Below are 23,459 nucleotides of genomic sequence, written 5' to 3'. Positions count from 1 at the left end.
TTAATTATATGATTCTTTATACTTTATATTTTTCAAATCAATTGTATCTTCGATTTTTTTGTAAGGTATTGTTAATGCATTTGTTGAAGTTAGTTCTTTAAATCAATAACCAGATTTTTTTATTGTTCTCTTTTTAGTATTAAGGTCCATTTCTATTAATCCATATCTATTTTTAAAAGCATTTCTAAAACTTCAATTGTCTATTAAAGATCACAAGTGGTAACCCTTACAATTTGAACCAGCTTCAATAACTTTATGAAGTCATTCTAAATGTTCACTAATAAAAGCTATACGATAATCATCTTGGATAATATTTGTTTTTTCATCTTTATAAAGATGTTCATTTTCAACACCCATACCATTTTCAGAAATATATCATGGAATATTATTGAACTTATTTTTAACTATCATTCCCAAATCATAAATTGATTTTGGAAGAATTTCTCATCCTCTAAAAACATTAATTCTAGCTTTATCCCAATTGTAATCCACAAAAAATTTTTTAAGAAAACCTGTTTCATTACCATTTGGTGCAACAACTCTTGAAGGATGGTAATAATTAATTCCTAATATATCAATTTTAGTTTTTCTAATAATTGATAACTCGTTTTGAGTGTGTTCTGGAATTAAATTATTTTCAGATAAAATATTAACTAATTTTTTATCTATAACCCCTTTAACCATTGGGTACAATAATGAATCATTTAATAATGTATCAGCATATTCTGCTGCTATTTTATCTTCTTTAGTGTATTTTATTCCATCTCTTGGAACAGCAGGAGTTAAGTTTAAAATTACTGATAACATTAAGTTTGGATATTTATTTTTATATTCCTCATAAAATAAGTTTGAAACTTTTGCATGAGCCAAAACCATTCCATATGCTGCTTGAACAGCTCTTTTTGGATCTATAATAGCTGGAGGATGTATTTTTGACAAGTAACCATGAAGAATTGGAATTAATGGTTCATTAAACGTACATAAAACTTTTATTTTATTTCCATATTCATCTAGCACTAGTTTTGAAAATTTTACAAATTCTTCAACTACTTCTTTACTTTCAAAACCTTTTTTCTCATAAACCCAATCTGGAACATCAAAATGATTTAAAGTAAGAAAAATATCTAAACCTAACTCATTTGCATAATCAAAATACTCATGATATCTTTTTACAGACTCATAATCAATTTCATTTTGTTTAGGAAAAATTCTTGCTCATAATATACTTGTTCTAAATGAATTGCAACCAACTTCTTTAAACAACTTTAAATCATCTTTAAAATGTTTTAAATGATCACAAGTATTATCTGGACCAATACCATCAAAAAAAATTGTTTTATTATTCTTATAAAATATGTCTCAATTTGTTTCTGATTTTAAATCTTTTGTAGATTCAACTTGAATGGCACTTATCGCACCACCTCAATAAAATTTTTCAGGAAATTTTTTCATCATAAAAACTCTATAATTATTTATTTAATGTTTGTAAGAATTCTTTCATTTTTTTAAAAGCTTCTTGAGTTTGAGTAAAGGAATTGTTAGTATTAGAACTTTGTATATCAGCATTTATTGCATTAGTAATAGCATTACCATAAGTATTAAAATCTTTTACATAAATTGAGCTTTCAATTACCAATATTAAAAATAAAGTTAAAACAACAATAAACAGAAGAAAAGAAATACCTAATGAGACAAAAGAAGCTATAGTTCTCTTTTTAAAAATAATTGTTATCAAACAGAAAGCAACAGAAACAAATCCCATAGCCAAAGATGCTGATAATAAAGATGATAATCCTAAAGTTGTTGCTAAACTTACAGCACCACCAATAGAAACAACATTCATATTTGTCCCATTATTAGAACCAGTATTAGTATAATTTAAGGATGTGTTACTTGTTCATTCAGAATATTTTTGAATATCCCCAAATAGTTTAATTTTTACAGACGTATCTAAATCTTTAACAAAATTATCAATAGTTAAATTTAATGAATATATTATCACCAACAAGAATATTGCAAACAAGAATAATATAGTAACTAATGAATATAATGAAAAATTATAAGTGTTTTTTATTTTTTTATTTTCAGATAAAAAGGTTGTTCTAAAAATTAAATTAAATTTGTTAGTAGAATTAACATTAATGTTTTTCATTATTTACACTCTCTTTAATTTCGTTAATTTTGTTTAATGTCTCATTATATTCACTTTTGTTACTTCTAGCTTTTTTTATTTTGTTTTCTAATTCTTGTTTTAATTCATCTTGTTTTTTATCATGTTCTACTCATAAACTAGATATTTTTTCATAATAATTATCAATTGATGATTGATCAACAATTTTATTATTTTTAGCAACATCTAATTTGTAATACATTTCAGCTTTTAAATTTTTAACATTTTCTTTTTTAGAATTTTTTGATTTTGAACTATCATTTTTTTCTTGCTCTATTTTACTTAAATACTCATTATAAATAATGTCAGAATCTTTTAAATAATTTAAATATTCATCATCAGACATATCATGGCCTTTTCTAATAACATTATTTATGTCATTATATTTCATTACATATTCTAGGTTTAAATCACTAGATTTTTGTTCATATTCCAATTTTAAATTTTTAATTTCTTGTTTAATGTTTAATTTTGTATTTTTAGCTATTAGTTTTAAAGAATCATTTAAATTTTCATATTCTTGTAGTTTTTCAACACCTAATAATTTAATTTTTTCTTTTAATTCTCTATTTTCTTTTTTTAGTTTTCCAAATAAAAATATTTTATTAGCAACAGATAATGAATTGTTTGTATCAATTGCTTTGTTGTAAATTAAAACAAATGGTACATATACCACTATTGAAATTATTAAATTCAATAGCGCTAATATTATTCCTTGTCATGAACCAGAATGCAAGAAAGCACCTAACAACATTGGAGTAGATCAAGGTATTGCAACTATACCACCTGGAACTCATTTCAAGATTGAAATAGCAGCTCAACTTATCACAGTTAAAACTGGCATCAAGAATATATATGGAATAAAGAAAGTTGGGTTTAATACCATAGGGTAACCAAAAGTAACTGGTTCATTAATTTGGAAAAGTCCTGCTGGTAATGAAAATTTAGCAACTTGAATTGTATCTTTTCTTTTTGAGAAAAATAGTGTAGCAATTAATAATCCTAATGTACACCCAGTACCACCAACATAGATATAAGCATCTCAGAACCCTTTAGCCATTGCTTGTGATGGAGTTTGTCCTCTTGATAATTCTTCTGTATTTAATGCTAATAAAACAAATCAGATCGGATTCACAGCACCATCTAATATATTTGAACCATGCAAACCAAAAAATCAAAAGAAACAAACCAATGTTACAAATAATATACCAATTCCTAGTTGACCACTAGGGTTAGTTGCCAAAGAAATAAATGGCGCTTGTAAAGCAAGATAAATAGCCTTTCCAAAACTTGATGCATCAGTTCCAACTATTTGATTCATTATAATAAAAGGCGCATTAACCAAAGCCATACCACCAGCTGTTATCATTAAAGGAAATAATTTAGAAAATGATACAGCTACTGCTGGGGGCACACCATTTGGCATTTTCAGTTTAAGTTTATCTAACTTTTCTAAAGCTATATAAATTTCAACTGTGATGAAAGTAATAATTATTGAAATTAAAGATCCATTTGGACCAAATAAACTTGAATCGAAACCAGTAACTATAAAAAATGTTACCATACATAATAATCCAGTTATTATTGGTTGAGAAGCATTTCTTGTTCTACTATAAAAATAACCTATTGTGAAAGATGTATAAATTGATAAAGCACCAGAAACTGTTGCTGATCATAAAGGTTCAAAAATTTTAACTCCTATATTACTAATGGTTTGATATGCAGAGTTAGCATTGAAAGATAGGATGTTATTTGAATCAATTGTTACACCAGCTGCTGCATTACCATTAACTGATGCATCAATTCTAGCTATCAGACCCAATAACGATGCATTATTGGAACCCCATCCCCCAAATATAAAAACAACAAAAACAACACCTAAAGCACCAACAATTAACAAAGGAGTAATAAAAGCAAAACCATCTCTTAAAGAAGATAATTGTTTATTAACTGCTAACTTTGAAAATGCTTTAATCATTTTCTCGGTGTAGTTTGTTTTCGATATTGTCTTCATTAAATCCTCCTATTTATATATAAAAATTGAAAATTTACAAAATTGTTTTTAAAAATACCTTTTAAAAATAAAAATGTTGTTCAGTTATAAAACATATTTTTTAACTTATTTTTAAAATGCATTTTAAACAAAATTTTGAATCTATCTATTTATCAAAATAATTAGTTTATTTTTTTTAATTAATACAAAAACTAAAATTTTATTTTGACAAAAAACCATAATAGATAATTTAAATTTAATATACTGTTTTGAATTAAAACAAAGTCAGCATAAACATAATCTTAACTTCTTTTTTTTAATCAATTAATTTTTAAAAATTAGTTCATTAATTACATTTTTAACAAATGAGTTATTTAATTAATTTAATAAATTTCATTTTGAAAAATCAATTGGTAAACTAGAAACTTACATAGTTTCAATAGTTGAATTAAAGTGTAGTAAATGAATTGCATTTAATTTTTAAAGTAATTAAAACACTTTACTAAGCACTTATATTTCTTTTGTTTTCATTTATATAATTAAAATGTTATCTATATCAAATAATGTTCGATCGTTAATGATCTCCTTTCAGTTTTGGCAAACATAATATTTACCTTGCCTATATATTAACACAACATGTATATATAACTCATAATATCTTATAAAAAAGCATAATAATCATACATAAATTAACAAATTAAAATAAATATATAGCTTAAAAGATAAGTTTAAACGTTAAATTTAATTGTTAATTTTATACTTGATTTTTTATTATTCTTAATATCTAAAAACTAACCATTATGTGTGCATAATATTTTTTAATATCAAATTAAAAATAGACATTTTTTCATAAAAAAATATATGTAGTAATTTGCAAAAATTTAAGCAAAAATTCATATGATATCTATGTAAAAGTTTTTTTAAAAAATAAATCATTTAGTAATAAATTAAATTACTAGTGTTTGGTGTTTAACTAAAAATTATTCAAAAATATTTACAACACAATATAAAGTATTAAAAAAATCATTATTTGTAAAAATACAAAAATCTGTATATTTTTTTAATAAAGTGATTAGTTTGAAAAATATTTTTTAATTAAAAAATATACAAAATTAAAACATTAAATCCAATTTATAAGTTTAATAAAATATCAAACACTTTTTAGTTATTGATTTAAATAATTCTTTAAAATTTAAACTGTTTTTACTTTAAAATTGCTTACTAAGTTGTTAACAATTTAAAAGTAATTGATTCAAAAAACCAAATTTGGTTAATATAAAAAACATGAAATTTAAATAAAATTCAAATTTCATGTTTTCATCACATTCAAATATTTAAGTTTTTTATAAACTATTTAACTTTAACTATTTTAATAGTATCAATAAGTTCTTTATACTCATCTTTTTTCAAAAATTGATTTATTCCATATACATAGCTATTAGGATGATTTTTGTTTACAAATTCTTTAAATGTTTTCTGAGTAACAATTATATCTACATCATTTGGTAAATCTTTTATAGCACAATTTGTAACTTCTATATCTTTAACACCAAGACTTGTAATCATTTTTTTAATCATGCCAGCACCCATAGCCGAAGAACCCATACCTGCTTCACAAGCAAAAATTATTTTTTTTGCTTTTTTAACTACATTAAATAGTTCATCATTATTTGATAGTTGATCTTTTAGTTCTTTTACATTTAAAATATCATTAATATTTTCTTGTTTTGAATCAACATCAATCAATTTCACATCATTTTTAAAGTATTGTTTCTTGATTAGTTTTCCATCTGCATCAATTTTTATCAATGCATTAATTTTATTATTTAATTCTTTTTTTAATTTGTCTTTTTCGATTTTAATTTTTACATTATCACTTTCATTTAAGTTTTTAATGTTATTTAAATACTCTTTTTTAAGTTCTTTTATTTTTTGTTTATCTATTTTTTTCTGTTCTAAATTATTTTCAAATACTATAGTTCTTTTTAAGAATTCAATTTGTTTTTGCTCATAATTTATTGAATCAATTTCACTTTCTTCTAAAGAAACTTTAATTCTTTTAGCATCATAAAAATTATTTTTAACTATTTTGAATTTAAGTAAATCAAGTTTTTTGTTATATTTAAAACTTTCATTAGAAACTTTTAATTTAAAATCTTTTTCTAAATTTTCTTTACTAAAAGTATCCATTGGATTTAATTTAGAATCAATAGTTTCTTTTCATAAATTAATTTCTTTAATTTTTTCATCATGTTTTTTATTGAATTGATCAATTTTTAAATTAAGTTTATTAGTTAATTTATCTCTTTTATTTTTTACAGTTGATAAATCAAAACTTTCTTTGTAATAAAATTTTTCACAATATTTTTCTTTTTTATTTTCATCTTTATCATAAATTTTGTATGAAACACTTTCAATTTTTTTATCTTTTTCTTTAATTGGATAAAATTCTTGACTTCCATCTTTTAAAGTTACAATTTCTCATAAGAAATTATTTTTATCTTTAACATTTTCATACTTAACATCTTTTATCTTTTTAGTAATATTAATATCTTTAATTGAGTCAAATTCTTTTGATTTATAAATATTTGAAATTAATTTTATTTTTAACGGGTTTAAAACAATTCTTTGTCCATTTCTAATATTTACTCACAATAAACTTAAAGATGTAAGTGCAAATACAATAGCAGCAGCTCCAAATATTGCAATTGTTAGTGCTAAATAATTTAATGGTTTAGCACTATAAACTGCAAGGTAGTTCATAATTACACTACCAGGACTTGGTGTGAATATACCACCAAAATTAAATATTTGATAAATTGCTCCTGCAAAAACACCACCAGCCATCATAAATAATAAATTAATTGGTTTCATTAGAACAAATGGATAGTAAACTTCATGAATACCACCTACAAAATGAATAGGTGTAGCAGCAGTAGCTTGTGATTTTTGTTCTTTAGTACCAAAACAAATATATGCCAACAATAATCCTAAACCTTGTCCTGGATTTGGATCAAGGAAAAATAGAGGAGAATAACCTACACTTGTAACAGCTTGGTATCCTAAAGGTCCAAGGATACCATGATTAACAGCATTATTTAAAAATAATATTTTTTCAAATTCAACAAATATAGGTAATACAAACAATAATCCAGCATTATTTATACCTTGTATTATAAAGAAAAATACAACTTGTAATACTGCCATTAATGGACCAATTCCTCAGAAACACACAATTATTGCTGCACAGCCAAATATTCCAAGAGAAAAATTATTAACCAACATTTCAAATCCTTGTTTTATATGATTTTTGTAAAGCTTTTCAAAATTTTTAAATAATCAAGCAAACAAAGGACCAGAAATTAAAGCACCCAATATCATTGGGGATGCACCAGTATTTATTAATTTTACATCTCCAGTAATTTGAACCATAATTGCATTAAATGTTCATTTATGTGTAAGTTCATTGATATTTGATATATTAGACTGTAATGAAATTTGTGAATAAGCAATAACTCCTATTACACTAGCAAAACCAACAAGAGCACCTCTTCAATCATATATTTGCCTTCCACCAAGAAAAGCAATTATCAATGGAATGGTAAATTGAATTCCAAGATCAATAACTTTATCCATATTAAATAAATATTTAGATGAATCTGATGATGTTCATTTATCTATTGCTATATTATGTTGATAAGCTATACCTGTTTTAACACCAAGAATTATTGCAGTAAAAAGACCTCATGCAATTAGAACACCTATTGCAGGAATAACCATACCAGCCATAAATGATCCAAATTTTCTAACTTTAGCTAAAAATTTTTTAGATGAATCTGTTTTATTACCCAATTGTTTTAACTTACCTGTTAAGGGTGTTTTATATGTTAACTCATATTGGGTTGGTTTAAATATACTTTTCATAATTAATTTGTTTTGTATCAATCATCATCTAATGCTAAATTAGCATAAGAATCACATTCGTTGTGAGTTGTTGATTTATGTGTATTAAATTTCAATTCTAAAGTTAGCATATCAACTTCACTAATCTTGATATTTATTGCATTTACATTTTCTTTTATTTCTGATTCAATAGCACTTCTAACTACTGGACAAAAACCTAAATTATAAGAATATGCAACTAATAATTGAGCAACTGAACAATTATATTTAATTGCTAATTGTCTTAAATACTCACTATTAAAATTTACTTTTGGATTTCCAAGAGCTCTTCAACCTTGCATAGCAATGTTATGTTCTTTGCAATAAACCATTCTATCTCTTCTTATATAAGTTAAACTTGCTTCATTTTGAACAACTTCAGGATAAACACCTGTTTCATTGTATAAAATTCTTATCATATCAGGTTCAAAATTTGAAACACCTATGACATCAACTAAACCTTTTTTCTTACACTCAATAAGTTCTTTTCAAGCCCTAACATTCATAGTGTTATCAACGTGTGGTCTATGAAGCATATAACAGTCAATTTTTGATATTTTCAATCTTTTTAGAGATTCTCTAAGTTCAAATTCAACTCCATTTTTAAAGTCAGATGGTCAAATTTTAGATTGAAGTATTGGATAAACAAACGATGGGTTTTCCATTTTTAATTTTTCTAAAGAGTTCCCAACAAGTGGTTCTGTGTTATATAATTTTGCAGTATCGATAAAATCATAGCCAGATTCAATGGCCCATTTAATAGCATTATCCATATCATTTTGATCAAGGATTTTATATGTACCAAATCCTATTTTAGCTTTTAAAATATTATTCATTTTTAACACCTTTTTCTTCTATATATTTATTTGCAATTTTTAAAATTTCATTAAATGTATCATGTTGTTTTTTATTCTCTATCAATCATTTATACATAGGTAATATTCTTTCGTTATCACTGATTTTTTGTTTTGCATTACGTGCAACCCTATCAATATCATCTAGCAAATATTTGTTTGAAAATCTTTCAACATTATTTTTTAAATATTGTTCAATATCTTTTAAATCTAAATTTGTTAAACTAGATATTGCAACACTCATTTCTTCTATTAAATTATTTATTATAGATAAGCATTCTTTGTCATTAATAGTTTCATTAATATATTTCATTTTTTTACTGTAACCTATCATAGCTATAGAAAAATGTAGACCATTAACACCGTAGAATTTCTTATTAAAAAAATCTTCATATTTTCCATCAATAGATGTTGTGTTCAAATTAAATAACCAAGTTGTTGAATTATTATTTTTTTTATATCAAACACTATAAAAATCTTCTACATTTACATCTAAACTATCATTGCTTTGATCTGGAACTAATCGATCAACTACAACATTAACAAAATCAAGTTTTGATAAATTAGCATTATTTTTCTCAATTATTTTTTCAAACAAGTATTCTGATGCTTTAAATCCATTTTCAAAACAAGCAATAACTAACTTATTTTGATTTGTTCTTTTTTCCAAACTTGAATTAATAATTTCACAAAGATTAATAAGGTTATTAACACCTATTGATGTAGTAACCATATCTGCTTTAGAAATAAGATCTATTAATTCATCTTTTTGATTTATTAAATTTAAACCCTTACAATTATCAATAGTAATTTTCTTATTAGATGGTAAACAATTTATTGCATATTTTTTTTCCTTGTTAATTTTATCTATTAAATCTTTTGAAACATCAACAAATAAAATATCAAGATTGTTTATGCTTGCTAATTCAGCGATTAATCCTCTACCTATATTACCAGCACCAAAATGAATAACTTTATTATTCATCATGAGCCACCAATCATTTAAGTACTTCATTTGAAGTTAAATCATTCTTATAGTAAAAGTTTTTAACTTCTTCTTCATCAGAAAAAGCAACGCCTATATTTCCAATTACATCCATTGTTTTATCTCCAGACAAAGCAAGACCTAAAACAACTTTTACTTCATTACCATCTCAATCAATTGGATTTTTTAAAACCAAAATACACATCGCATCTTTTTTAATTAAATCCTTTGTTTCAACAGTTCCGTGTGCTATTGCTATAAAATTACCAATAGCTACACTAGAATTTTTATCTCTTTCTATCATAGAATTAAGATATTTATCCTCTATGGCATTTTGCTTTTTTAAACATTCAAACACTTTATTAAAAGCATCATTTTTATTTTTAATGTCAACACCAATTAAAATATTATTTGTATTTAAATAATTTTTAATCATAAAAAATCTCCTTTCTCTTATGGTTATCATAAGATGTACTTTGATATATATTAACACAACATGTATATATAACTTATAAAACTTATATATACATGCTATTTTGAACAAAAATAATTAAAAAAACACATGTTTTTTTAAAAAAAGATCATGTGTTTTTAACCTTAAAATAATAATTTAATTTATATATTTTAAAAAATTGTGATTATTATTCAATTTTATTTAAATTTATTATTAAATAGAATTGGCTACAAATTCAAATTCATTAGTTATATTATTGCTATATGCTATAGCTGATTCAGCAAAATTATTTTCATTTTTATAAGTGAAACTAATGTATAAGAATTTGTCACCGCTAATTTCTTTGTTGTAGTTAATGTTGTTTAGTTCAAAAGATTTTTTAAAACTAAATCCTTTTTTAGGTGTGATTTTTATTTTAATAATATTGATAGAATCTATATCATTATTAACTTTATTTTAAAAAAATAAATTTTATTGTAATAGCATAACTTAATTAGATATTTTTAAATAAATTACTAAAAAATAAAAAATGGTTATTAGATTTTAGTTCATTTTATACATTTAAAACATCAAATATAAAAAAACAAATTTATTTAGCAGGAAATTTTAGTTTTTTGTTTTTTGATAATTTTTTATAACTTTTTTATAAACAATCAAATAGTATTAATTTACAAAAAAAAAAAAAAAAAATAGCACCAAAAGGTGCTATTGTGATGCATTTTCCTTAATTTAATTTTCTATAAAAAATATTTATTTTTTATCTAAAAAAATTTCTAATTAAAATTAAATATTATTCTGTTTTTGCTTCTTCTTTTGATAAGTAAGTCTTAATTGATGTAATAGAATTTTTATTTACTTTAAATGAAGCTATTGCATCACTATAGAATTGAATTGTATAACCAGCTTTTAAATCAATAGTTACATTATAACTTTTAAATTTTTTACCATAAGATCCAATTTCATTGCCAGCATATGTTAAAGTAACTTTTTCCATATATAATTTTAAGTTTTCTGTAAATGCTGCATTTGATTTTATTTGATCCATTATATTTTTTTCAACAACCTCTTTAGTTATAACTTGATTAGTTTGATTTTCTGTTTTTTCTTCTTTAGTCATCAATTTACTAACCGATGAAGAAATAATTAAAACTAACTGGTTATTTTGGTATTGATTTAATCCAATTACATTAAATGTATTTAAATCAGCACCAACTGTTTGCGCTGGTTTACTACAGGACGTTAATGTTATAGGCACAACAGCACCAACCCCCAATAGCCCTGACATTAGAGCAAATTTAACTATTTTGTTTTTTTTCATAAACTACCTCACCTTATTTGACCTTAGTATACCAAAAAAAATATACATATAACTTTCCCAAGGGTGCTATTACTGTAAAAAACGGTAAATTAACCGTTTTTTTGAAACTTTTTTTAAGTTTATTAATAAATATTAATTTCACGGAAGGTTCAGAAATAAATTTTATTTCCTGATAGTCCAGAAAAATAAAACTTACAGCTTTTATTTTTAAACTGTAAGCTCGATTGACATGTGAAGTGCAACACTCAAAAAAGAGTGTGCACTTCATTTGTTTTGTTTGTAAGTGTTCACTAATAAAAAGATAATGAATATTAGGAGTGCTTATGAAAACTTATAAACATTTAACAAAAGAAGAAAGATGCTTAATTTATTTTCTTTGAAATAAAGAAAAATATTCTATGAATAAGATTGCAAAAATCTTAAATAAAAACAAATCAACAATATCAAGAGAATTAAAAAGAAACACATCTTCAACAGGGATTTATTATTCATCAACTGCTCACAAAAAATACATTAGAAGAAAATCAAATTGTCATATGTTTTTTATGTTGAAGTACAAAAACTTCACAGATCTTTTTATTCAAAAATTTAATCCTAAATCTCATGGTGTAGAAGCTACAATTTTTTGAATAAAAGAAAACTATCCATTAGTTAAAGTTCCAAGTGCTAGGCAAGTATTTAGATGAATCAATAGCAAGATTTGAAAGATACAAAGAAGAGATTGTTTAAGAAGAAAATATGTTAAAGGGAAAAGAAGAAAAATAGGTATATTTTCTAAAATTGATGGAAAATACTGCATTCCTTATAGTCTAAGACCAGAAAAGATAAACAATAGAAAAGAATTTGGACATTGAGAAGCTGATCTAATAGTTAGTAAAAGGCAAAGTGGTTATTACCACTTATTGACATTAGTGGAAAGAAAAACAAGGTTGGCAATTATTAGAAAAATAAAAGGGAAGAACGCTAGATCAATGATGGCTAAAATGTATACCATTATTCGAGATGAAAAACTCCCAATAAAAAGCATCACTGTTGATAATGGGTTAGAGTTTCAAATGATGGGAATAACTGCAAAACAATTCAACTTTAAAGTTTATTATTGCCAACCTTATTCTTCATTTCAAAGAGGGTCCAACGAGAACATAAATGGGATAGTTAGAAGATGATATAAAAAAGGAACTGACTTCAGTTTAGTAAGTGAAGATAAAATAAAAACTCTTGAATGAAAAGTAAACAACATCCCAAGAAAAATGTTTGGTTATAAAACAGCTTACCAAATGTATCAAGAAAATATTTAAAACAAAAAAACTCTCAACTTATATTTCAAAGTCGAGAGTTTAATGTAACATTGAAGTGTTGCACTTCACATGTCAGTTAGGGTTACAGCTTTTATTTTTAAACTGTAAGTTAAATTTAAATTAATTATTGTTGATTTGTACTAGTATTATTACTTAATTCAAATGTTAAGTCTTTATCTTTTCAACTTCCAAATTTATCACTATGTCATTCATATCCAGGTCTTGAAACAACTTGCATTATTAATTTATATTTTATAGATCCATTTTTAGAACCAGACTCATCTTTAATTTCAATTGATTTAAAATTAAACTGAACATTTTCAAAATCTTCATGATATTTTTCTAAAATTCTGTTTGATAAAACAATCATAAATCATTTATTACTAAATATTTTTTTAGCTTCATCTAAAGATGTTGGATAAGTTTCAGTTGTATCATCTTTAAATAATTTACTTCAATCTAAACCATAATTTTTAAATGGTAAATAAGATGTACCAGCTTTATTATTTTTAATTTCTGTTTGCTTTTCGCTTAATTCAAAAACCTGTTCTTTATCTTTTCATAAATTGAAGTTTTCTCTTCATTCACTACCTAATTTAGCTTTAGGTTTAAGTTTTAATGTATATGAGATATCATTTTTATTGTTTTTAACTGTAGCAGAGCTAAACTCAAAATCTGTATATTCAAAATCTATTCCATATTGTAATCCTATAGAATTTGAAAATGTATCTGCAAAGATTTTATCTTTAAATAAATTTTCTAATTCTTCTTTTGTTTTTGGATAACTATATTGATCATTTAATTTTAAAATATCTCAAGAAATTTTATATGGGTCTTTTTCTGAAAAACCCAAAGATGATGTCCCAGTATTTTTTCTTGAAACAATGTCTGTTTCAATATTTTTTATTGATAGTGTTTTATTTGTATTATCAACTTCATAATCTGTAATAGTTCCATTTAAATTAGTGTTTTTATCAAAATGATAAACCATATCAACTTTTAATTTAGTATTATTTTTTGTACTAGGAGATGATGATTCACTAAAACTTTGTTCAAAAGAAACATATTTTAATTTGTTATTAAAATTTGAATTTTTGTTTAAATAGTTTATTATTTCTGTTTTTGCTTGATCAATGTCATATCCATACGTTAATTTTTTTAAACCATCTTTAACTTGAGTTAATGATTGTTCAACATTTTGTAAATTAACATTATTACTTGTGGTCTTTTTTTTAGCACAAGAAGTCATAATCACTGGTGTTGCAGCCAAAACACCCAAGGTTCCTGTTAATCCAATTAACTTTATAAATTTCAACTTTTTTGCTTTCATATTTTTCTATCCTTAAAATTTTACAAAAAGTATAATCAAAAAAAAAAAAAAAAAGCAAGTTTATTTGAATAAAAATTAATCTAAAATAAAAAAAATTAACAAATTTTAAAATCTATAGGGTTTCTTTTAAAAAATAATAATTGTTAATCATTTTTTTAATTAAATAAAAAAATTCTGTTTCTTTTTATTTAAAATAAGAAAACAGAATCATAATTATTTAAATTAATTTAATATTATTTTTTAGAAATTGATGCAATGTATGGGAGATTTCTAAATTTGTTTTCATAATCTAACCCTCACCCTATAAGTTGATCTTCATTTGTAACAAAGCAAGTATAGTGAGGTTGAATATTAACTTTTCTTTTCTCTGGTTTATTTATTAAAGAAACCACAATTATATCTAAAACATCTTTATTTTTTAGATCTTCTATAATGTATTCTAAAGTTCTTCCTGACTCTATAACATTTTCAATAATAACTACATATTTATTTTTTACATCTGTATCAATGTCTTTTATTATTTTTGGAAAACTTATTTTTTCTCTATAAGATTTAATAGTGTAAAAATCTAAAGTAAATTTAAAATTTAATCTTAATAATAAATAAGAAGAAAAACAAATTGATCCATCAAGAATTGGAACAACAACAATATTATTTTTTTTCTTTTTGCCAACAAAATATTTATTTAATCATTTGGCACATTCATTAACTCTATCTTTAATTTCATCTTCATTAAATAGTATTTTTTGATTAAAAGTATCATTAAATTTATTATTAAACATTACAAAAATTACCTTAAGTTATAGATTTTATTTTGTGAATGGATTTTGGAAATTAGAGTTTTTGTTTCTTTCCTCAATTCCAACTATTTTACCATCTTGAATTCTAATAATTTTAGTTGCTATAGAAACTAAACTATTATTGTGAGTAACCATTACAATTGTAGTATTAAATTCTTTATTAACTTTTAAAAATAAATCAATAATATTTTTTGATGTTTCATCATCTAAAGCACCAGTAGGTTCATCACAAAGCATAATTTCTGGTTGTTTCAAAATAGCTCTCGCTATTGCAACCCTTTGTTTTTGACCCCCAGATAATTCATGTGGGAATTTATTTTTAATTTTTTCTATACCAACTATATTTATTACTTCATCAATATCAACAGTTCTTTTGTTTTTTGGAACTAAGTTTTGACCTAGTTTAATATTGTCTCAAACCGTTGATATTGGAACCAAACCATATCTTTGATAAATATATGCAATATGATTTCTTCTAAACTCAGTTAATTCTTTATCATTTAATTTATTAACTACTTTTCCTTTAATGTAAACATCACCACCTGTTGGATGTTCAATACCAGCAATAACATTTAATAATGTTGTTTTACCAGAACCACTTGGTCCTAAAATAATAACAATTTCACCTTGATATATTTTTAAGTTAATATTTTCTAAAATATCAGCTTTAAAAGATGATGTTTTTATTGTTTTTGAAATATTTCTACATTCTATTTCAACTTTATCATCAACTCCAACACTATTTTGATTATTTACATATTGTTGATTTGGATATTGAGCTTGAACATTACCATATTGACCATTTGTATATTGTTGTTGATTATAGTAATAGTTTTGTTGATTATTATAGAATTGATTATTTACATATTGCTGATTATTATAAGGTTGCCTTTGGTTTTGTGGCATTCTATTATATGCATTATTAATAGGTTGTTTAATTTGTCTATTTTGGGGAACATTATTCCCATTATTAAGAAAAGTGTTAATTTCTTTATTAACTGTTGTTTGGTTTATGTTTCTTGATTTAAATTTATATTGGTTATTAACATAAGGGTTAATAATTTTTTGATTTTGAATTTTATTCGTATTTCTCATAATAATAAAATAATATAAAAATTATTTTCCTCTTGATAAAAAATATAAGAATAGTCTTAATAAAGCTACCATATTAATTAAAATATTGAACCCTATAAGCATCGCAATAGATCTTGCAAGTTTAGGGTCAAGATTTTCTCTAAATTGATCCATATTTTTTAAGTTTCATAAACTATATCAAATGATTAAGAATGAAACGATACCAAAAATTATTTGAATAACAAAATAAGTTCAATTCCCAGCAAATAAGTAACCACCAAAAAATAAATTTAATTGACCAAAACTAAATATTGTTAAGAAAAGGTTAACAATTAAGAAAATAAAATATATAGCAAAAAATAACATTAATATTTTACCAATTGTAAAACCAACTTTGTTGCTTGTGATTCTACTTAATCCATAACACAACAATAAAACAATAGAAGTTAATCCAAAACAGAATATGACTTGAGTTAAATCAAAAACTGTAAATAAAATCCCAAAAGTAATCCCTATACTCAAACAATAAACCGATATGACTATTAAGTTAAATGTTAATGATGTATTAACTTTAAAAATTCAAACCAAATACATCACAAGTGCAACTATGCCAAATAATCCTGAAGTTAAATATAACGAGTTGTAAATTGATGGGTTTAAAACATTATCAGTAAGAATTAAATATCTTATTATTAAACCAATTGCAAAAATTGCAAGCAATCCCAATCCAGCAACAAGCATACCAATAGAAACCATTGAAGTTTGTAAACTAGTATATTTGGCTTGATATGTTTTATGACCAGTTTCATAAACATTGTTTTCTACACTCATATAAATCCCCCTTTTTTTATATTTGATAATATTATACCAACATTATTAAAAAATAAATTTCAGAATAAAAAAAAGAATGGAAAACCATTCTTTTGTTTATTAAAATAATTACTCTCAAGAAATTTCTGCAACAGTTTTTTTATTTTTATTTATGTAATCTTCAATTATTTTCCCACTATCAACTTTAATAATGTGGTCTCCAAGTTCAAGTATTTTTTCATTGTGAGTAACAATAACAACTGTTGTTTTGAATTTCTGATTAATATTACAAAATATGTTCATAATTTGTTTTGTAGCGTCAATATGGATAGCACCTGTTGGTTCATCACCATACAAAATATCTGGGTTTCTAACTAATGCTCTACAAATTGCTACCCTTTGTGCTTGACCACCTGAAAGGTTGCTAGCTTTTTTATATTTATGTGGGAAAAGATCAACTGATTTAAGAAGCTCATCAATATCTAAAAGTTTCTTTTTATCTGGTTGCAAACTAGTTGCAAGTTTTATGTTGTCATAAACTGATAATTCAGTTAAAAGACCATATTGTTGAAATATATATCCAACATGTTCACTTCTTAATTTTGTAAGCTGTGACTCATTTAGTGAAATGGTATTTTTATTAAACATATAGCAAACACCATTACTTGGTCTATCAAGTGCTGATATTAATGTAAGTAACGTTGTTTTTCCAGAACCACTTGGTCCATAAATTACAACAAACTCGCCTTTTTTAATTTTAAGACTAACATCTTTTAGTATATGCTCACAACTATAACCATTTGTCATAAGTTTATTAACATTTTCTAAAACTATAATATCTGAATTTTTATCATAGTTTTTTGGTTTAATATTTTTTTCATTCTTATGTGGTTTATTAAGATATTTAATTTTTTTTATTTGAGATCTAAGTTCTTTTTTTCTTTTTTTCTCTTCAATTTTTTCTTCTTTAGTTTTTTTAGCTTTTTTCTCTTTTTTTGGTTTTTGTTTTAAATCTTTATTTTTTTGAGTTGGCTTTATTTGGTTATTAGCTTTTTTAACAACTGACTCACTTTTATTAGTTGAAACACTTTTTGCTACTTGGTTATTATTATTGTTTTCGTTAGTTTTTGATGTGTTGTTAACATTGCTTTTTTCAGTTGAAACTTTATGTTCTTTATTTACTGAAGGTTTAGATTTGTTTTTTAAATCTAATTTTTCTTTTTTATTTTTTTTAGAACCAAATTTAATATTTTGTTTTTCTTTTTTAACAACAACTTTTTTAGCTGTTGTTTTTTTATTTGGATCAAAAGCTAAATCTTTATCAGTATAATTTTCTAAAAAATTATTCATTTTTTTAGTTGTCATTTTGTTTGATTTATTTTTCTTATCCATATTGACTTCCTATTGATTAATAACTTTTTTCAAATTCATTTTCTTTAATAATACAACTGTAAATATGAAATTAACAATCATTATACCTATAATTGATGCAACACCATAAATATATGGTAACCAACTAATAGATGAAGATATATAAATAGATGATAATCCATATAGTGCAAATTGAAGTATATAGATCATTGCTATCATTAAAGCAAATCCAATTAATAAAGCTAATATCATTACAGGGAAATAAGTGAAAACTATACTTAAGATATTTTCTCTATCTGAATAACCTAGCGTTTTTAATACAGCAATCATATTCTTGAATTCATTCATCATTATTGAAGTCATTACTAAAATCATAATAACTATTAATGGAACAAATATTGCCATACCTATTGTTTGAACAATATTAATACTTGAAAATAAACTAGAATAAATTTGATATTGACTTATAAAACTATCTATTTTAGAAATTGAAATAGTTGTTGGCGTATTTCCATAAATACTAATTGTAAAATCAGCTAAACTTTTAGCATCATTAGCAACTGTTTTAAATAAAGATTCATATAAAGGTTTTCTATCTTTTAAAAGATTTGTGTTAAATGTGACTAATTTATCGGTAAAAACAGAATTTAGTCATGTAAGTGCCTTACCAAAACTTGGTTCAGAACCTTGACCATCCATTATCCACATATTTTTAAAATTAATTCTTCATAAATCAACAAAAGTATTTTGATCAATGTTAATTATATTAGGTCAAATACCTCACAAAGCATAGAAACTAATATTTTTTGAAAGATAAACAGGATTTTCTTTATTTGAAAATACTCCATTAAATGGAACATATCCATTTTTAGTTAATGCATCTTGATTAGCATATAAAATTTTTTGATTGTTATTTTGATCTCCAACTTCTGTTTTCAATATTATATTTCCACCATTTGTTTGTTTTTCTTTATTAAAACCCATTCCTAAAATTTTATTAGCATTTTCTTGGGAAATATAAAACTCTTCTCCAAATGAAGTTGATGCTATACCAGCTACAGTTAACACATATTCTTCATTACCATATCCATCTGGATCTGGATTATATTTTATACCTTGAGAATCAAGAACTTTTCTACTATATCTAAAGTAAGAATTGTCAACTTTAATTTTTATTTTGTCACCAACTTTTAATTTATACTCATAAGCTGCACCATTATTAATAATGATTGGATATTCATATTTTGGAGTATTTAATAAATGTGATATATCATTTTCTTTTTGATCTTTTAAAGTAACAAAAGTTGACTTGTCTTTAATACCAATGATATTAATATTTTCTTCTTTATTTTTTAGTTTAGTATTTGCTTTTATATATGAATAGGTCTCTGAACTATCTTTGTCTTCATAAGGTATAATTCCATAAGAAATTTTAACATCCTTATTACTTAATTCTTCATCTCCATATACACATCCAATGAATTGAATAAATTCATCTGTAAATTTAATTTTTGTATAGTTTAAGTTAATATCAATTACAGTTTTATCATTAATGCTATAAAGATTTGTGTTTGCATCATAAAGAATAAAATTATTCTTTTTTTGTAATTCGTATAACTTTTTGTTTTCTTCATTTGAAGCTGCATTATAAACTTCTTTTAAAAATATTTGTGATTGAGATTCTGATCTTGCAATTATTTCTGGTGGTAAAAATGCTTTAACAAATTCTCATGGGTTAATTTGGAAACCAAAATTAACATCAAAATCTAATAATCATTTAGCAAAAACAGCACTCTCACCAAAGAATATATCTTGTTTAAGAGCTAAATTAGCTTGATATGATGGCAATAATAAATTCCCAAAATAAAGCAAGTTACCATTTTCATCTTTTTTCTGTTCGCCGGTTTTTAAATCTAAAACTTTTAAGTCTTCTAATTTATACGGAGTATCATAAGCTCTTGTTTGATAGAATTGTTTTGACTCACCATTATATTCAATTGTACCTGGATACAGTGGGTATATACCATTATCTATATCTGTAAAACCTAAATTAGAATATTTTTGCATTTTATACAATCCACTTTGCTCAGTCGGAGTTACCAAATCAAAACTATAAGTGTAATTTTTATTAGCTTTGGTTAGTGTTGTAGACTGATCAAATTTTTGTGGTAATGATATACCTGAAGTTACAAAAGCCAAACCAAAAGAACAAAGCATTGTATAGAAAATAAACCTATAAAAATTGCTAAATGATAAATTTAATCTAAATTTAAATAATGGTTGAATGTTTTGAGAGTTATTTTTAATCATTGTTAAAACTTTACTAACTTTAGTTTCAACATTACTTGATATTAAAGCATTGATTGGTTTTTTGAAAGTTAGTTTAAGAATAACCCATGTAAAAATAAGGAATACTACAAAAACTGAAATTGTTCCACCAAAAAAACCAATTATTGAGAATTTTAAAAAGTCTAATGGGACATATCAGAATGGAGAAATTGCTGAATAGAATGTTCCTTGTAAAAATAAGGCACCAATATAACCACCAAAACCAGCAAATAATGCAACAAATAAACCAAATAGCGATAATGCCATTGCTATTTTTAAAGTAGAAAAACCATTTGCTTTTACAATAGCAAGCTGAACAATATTTTTCGCAATATAACTTCTAATCAATAAATAAGACAAGTATAACCCAAGAACTATTAATACAACAATTGCAGCAATGGCAACAATTGTAACATATAAAACAATTGAATCTGGTAAATAGATTCTAAAAGTTAATATATTTTTATTTTTAGAAAAATCATTTGTTTTATAAACTAAATTAGTTGTAGCCTTTGGGTTAAAATTTTCCTTGAACTCTTGATTTAATTTATGAACATAACCATCAGTTACACGATTGCTAGTTATTCCAGAAAAATATTTATTTTGGAATGTAGCAGGGCTAGTTGAAAGGATTGAATTATAACCTTGTTGATTTGTAAGTAAAACAAATTCAGTTCTAGGGTTTATTATTAGATTTTCTAATGATGTTGAAGGATACAATAGATCAGGACTTATTCCTGTTCCAATTATTACATACTTCTGGGTATTAACTGTTATTGTAAATTTACTATCAAGCTCTGCTAGCCATTCTTTTACATAGTTACTAAATTCTTTAATTTTAGTATTTATTTCTTCGTCAGTTAATGAAAAGAAATTATCTCAGGAGTTTAATAATTCATTTCATCTTGTTATTAAATCATTTCACTGATTAACTGGAATATATTGTTTGTTATTAACATCCAAAAATTTATCTGGAACAACTACTGCAAAACCATAAGGTGTATAAACACTTAAAATAACATCTATTGCTGTTTCAGCAACTGATATACCACCTTCAAAACTAAAATGTAAATCTATTTTTTGTCTATTAGTAGCTACAATTTTATTTTTATCTATTTCAGGTAAATAGATAGCAAAAATTGCCCTGTATTTTTCATCATCAACAGGTCTACCAAATTCTAAATCTTTTAAAATATCAACTATATAATCTTTTATATAAGGTTTAATTTCAAAACCTGCTTCTGCTGTCGAAGATAAAAGAAGCATTAATAAATTTTTAAGATATGGTTTATTGTCTGAAGAGTAAAAAGGAACAGTTACATCATTAGCTATTTTTAAATAGTCTTCACTATCAACTAATTCGCTTCCACCACTATATACTATTTTATTAATTTCAGAATTTTCTTTTTTAGATACTAAATATTTAAATGATGAATCATTATCAATAATTGTATATGATGATTCAAATTGAGTTAGTATATCTTTTTGTTTTAAAAAATTATTTGCTGAATTATTTATAGAATAACTAAAATACTCTTGAAGTTGTTCAGCTTTTTGTTCAGCTATATTTTGAAGTCATAATTTAACTCAACCTTCTTTTGTAGTTGGAGCACTTGACCCATCATCAGGATTTGTTGGATCATTTGTAGTACCATCATTTAAATTGTCTTTTTGAGAAAGTTTTGATGTAGCTCATTCATCTTTAATAACAACTTCAGTTGTCATTATGCTGTTTTTTTGATCTTCAGGTAAAGATTCAATAATGTTTTTTTGTACATCTGAAAGTGAATTTGTATCTAAAGTTAAAGTATATACATTTTCTTCTTTCATTTGAGTATTGTCCAACAATGCATTATACAAATCTGCATAATATGTCACATTAACAATATCCATACTTGCTGATGAAGTTGGCAATTGTGTAAAACTATCTATAAACAAAGTATGTGGTATACTTGTTGCTGCTTTTGAAGAATCAACATCAAATCTAGTAAAATTATTTTTTGTAGGTACATAGTTTCCTTGATATATAGTAAAATAATCATCAATTTGTCCTGTATCTAAATTAAAATAACCAGATAAAAAAGGTTTGTTGTTTTCATCATAACTAAATAACAAATTAGATGGATTAAAATGTGGACCCATTCTATATCCAATACCATGTCACTGATTAAAATCAGTTGTATTAATATCTATTGGGACATATTTACCATCTTTATCAATTTGAACACCTGTAGATTTTAAGACACCAAGTTTTCTACTTCATTTATTAACATTTAAATTTGCACTATTAAAATCTTTAGGTTCATAAGGAAAAATAACATTAGTATCTTTATATTCAAATTTTGATACTTTTATTTGTTTTTTTTGTGGAGTTTCAATTTGTTTCTCATCAAATGTATATTTAGGTTTAGGCATGTCATAGTTTTGTTCAACTGTGATATTAGCACTGTTACCATACTTATTCACATTGTCTATACTATTTGTAATATTAGTGTTCAAATATAACAAACTAAATGAACTTAATATAATACAAAAGGTAATAAAAACCAGTGCAAAAATTAATAACATTGAACTTTTAAAAGATTTTAAAACCTGTTTTATTAATTGAAGCAAAACAATACCCCTTAATCACCTATTTTAATATTTATAAATTTAACATAAAAAATAATCTATAGATATAAAAAATTAACTAATATTAATATTTAATTGATCTGTTATAGATAAGTTAAACA

At 24.0% G+C, this 23,459-nt stretch carries 15 protein-coding genes; 1 reads left to right on the top strand and 14 read right to left on the bottom strand.

What is annotated here, in order from left to right; translation table 4 throughout:
- The 8 genes from EXC57_RS01805 to EXC57_RS01765 form a co-directional block, all read right to left on the bottom strand.
- The gene (locus EXC57_RS01805) at nt 1–1,455 is read right to left on the bottom strand and encodes a glycoside hydrolase family 1 protein (RefSeq protein WP_050796831.1); all 1,455 of its coding nucleotides are present in this window, start codon (nt 1,453–1,455) and stop codon (nt 1–3) included.
- Nucleotides 1,456–1,468: 13 nt separating this feature from the next.
- Nucleotides 1,469–2,152, bottom strand: coding sequence for a hypothetical protein (locus EXC57_RS01800; RefSeq protein WP_004024592.1), 684 nt, complete (start codon nt 2,150–2,152; stop codon nt 1,469–1,471).
- Complete coding sequence (locus tag EXC57_RS01795) at nt 2,139–4,184, bottom strand: PTS transporter subunit EIIC (RefSeq protein WP_004024593.1); 2,046 nt, start codon at nt 4,182–4,184, stop codon at nt 2,139–2,141. Before EXC57_RS01795 ends, EXC57_RS01800 begins: the two co-directional genes overlap by 14 nt.
- A gap of 1,329 nt (nt 4,185–5,513) precedes the next feature.
- On the bottom strand, nt 5,514–8,087 hold the full coding sequence (locus EXC57_RS05255; RefSeq protein WP_229502529.1) for a PTS transporter subunit EIIC: 2,574 nt from the start codon (nt 8,085–8,087) through the stop codon (nt 5,514–5,516).
- Nucleotides 8,088–8,089: 2 nt separating this feature from the next.
- Nucleotides 8,090–8,941, bottom strand: a complete 852-nt coding sequence (locus tag EXC57_RS01780) for an aldo/keto reductase family protein (RefSeq protein WP_004024595.1) — start codon at nt 8,939–8,941, stop codon at nt 8,090–8,092.
- Nucleotides 8,934–9,944, bottom strand: a complete 1,011-nt coding sequence (locus EXC57_RS01775) for a mannitol dehydrogenase family protein (RefSeq protein WP_004024596.1) — start codon at nt 9,942–9,944, stop codon at nt 8,934–8,936. Before EXC57_RS01775 ends, EXC57_RS01780 begins: the two co-directional genes overlap by 8 nt.
- Nucleotides 9,937–10,380 (bottom strand): PTS sugar transporter subunit IIA, encoded by a 444-nt coding sequence (locus EXC57_RS01770; protein WP_004024597.1) that lies wholly within the window; start codon nt 10,378–10,380, stop codon nt 9,937–9,939. The genes EXC57_RS01775 and EXC57_RS01770 overlap by 8 nt, the downstream gene beginning before the upstream one ends.
- A gap of 808 nt (nt 10,381–11,188) precedes the next feature.
- A complete protein-coding gene (locus EXC57_RS01765; RefSeq protein WP_004024598.1) occupies nt 11,189–11,716 on the bottom strand; it encodes a hypothetical protein in 528 nt (175 codons plus the stop codon).
- A 323-nt stretch (nt 11,717–12,039) separates the two neighbouring features.
- Here EXC57_RS01765 and EXC57_RS01760 point away from each other — a divergent pair, with 323 nt between their 5' ends.
- Nucleotides 12,040–13,014 carry an IS30 family transposase gene (locus EXC57_RS01760; RefSeq protein ID WP_129692495.1) on the top strand — a complete coding sequence of 325 codons (975 nt, stop codon included), beginning with the start codon at nt 12,040–12,042 and terminating at the stop codon, nt 13,012–13,014.
- Nucleotides 13,015–13,138: 124 nt separating this feature from the next.
- Here EXC57_RS01760 and EXC57_RS01755 read toward each other — a convergent pair whose 3' ends face one another.
- The 6 genes from EXC57_RS01755 to EXC57_RS01730 all read right to left on the bottom strand — a co-directional run bounded on the left by EXC57_RS01755 (nt 13,139) and on the right by EXC57_RS01730 (nt 23,193).
- Nucleotides 13,139–14,344 carry a hypothetical protein gene (locus tag EXC57_RS01755; protein ID WP_004024819.1) on the bottom strand — a complete coding sequence of 402 codons (1,206 nt, stop codon included), beginning with the start codon at nt 14,342–14,344 and terminating at the stop codon, nt 13,139–13,141.
- 233 nt (nt 14,345–14,577) lie between these two features.
- Nucleotides 14,578–15,126 carry a phosphoribosyltransferase gene (locus EXC57_RS01750; protein ID WP_004024820.1) on the bottom strand — a complete coding sequence of 183 codons (549 nt, stop codon included), beginning with the start codon at nt 15,124–15,126 and terminating at the stop codon, nt 14,578–14,580.
- A gap of 27 nt (nt 15,127–15,153) precedes the next feature.
- Nucleotides 15,154–16,239: an ABC transporter ATP-binding protein gene (locus tag EXC57_RS01745; protein ID WP_004024821.1), complete on the bottom strand. Its 1,086-nt coding sequence runs from the start codon at nt 16,237–16,239 to the stop codon at nt 15,154–15,156.
- A gap of 21 nt (nt 16,240–16,260) precedes the next feature.
- A complete protein-coding gene (locus EXC57_RS01740) occupies nt 16,261–17,049 on the bottom strand; it encodes a hypothetical protein (protein ID WP_004024822.1) in 789 nt (262 codons plus the stop codon).
- Nucleotides 17,050–17,157: 108 nt separating this feature from the next.
- Entirely contained in the window at nt 17,158–18,420 is a 1,263-nt protein-coding gene (locus tag EXC57_RS01735; RefSeq protein ID WP_129692550.1) for an ABC transporter ATP-binding protein, read from the bottom strand.
- A gap of 9 nt (nt 18,421–18,429) precedes the next feature.
- Complete coding sequence (locus EXC57_RS01730) at nt 18,430–23,193, bottom strand: ABC transporter permease (RefSeq protein WP_229503187.1); 4,764 nt, start codon at nt 23,191–23,193, stop codon at nt 18,430–18,432.
- Nucleotides 23,194–23,459 lie beyond the last annotated feature (266 nt).

This window comes from Malacoplasma iowae, assembly GCF_900660615.1.
Taxonomy (GTDB): Bacteria; Bacillota_I; Bacilli_A; order Mycoplasmatales; family Mycoplasmoidaceae; genus Malacoplasma; species Malacoplasma iowae.
Note: the sequence above shows the minus strand (reverse complement) of the source record. Positions and strands in the feature narration are given on the sequence as shown.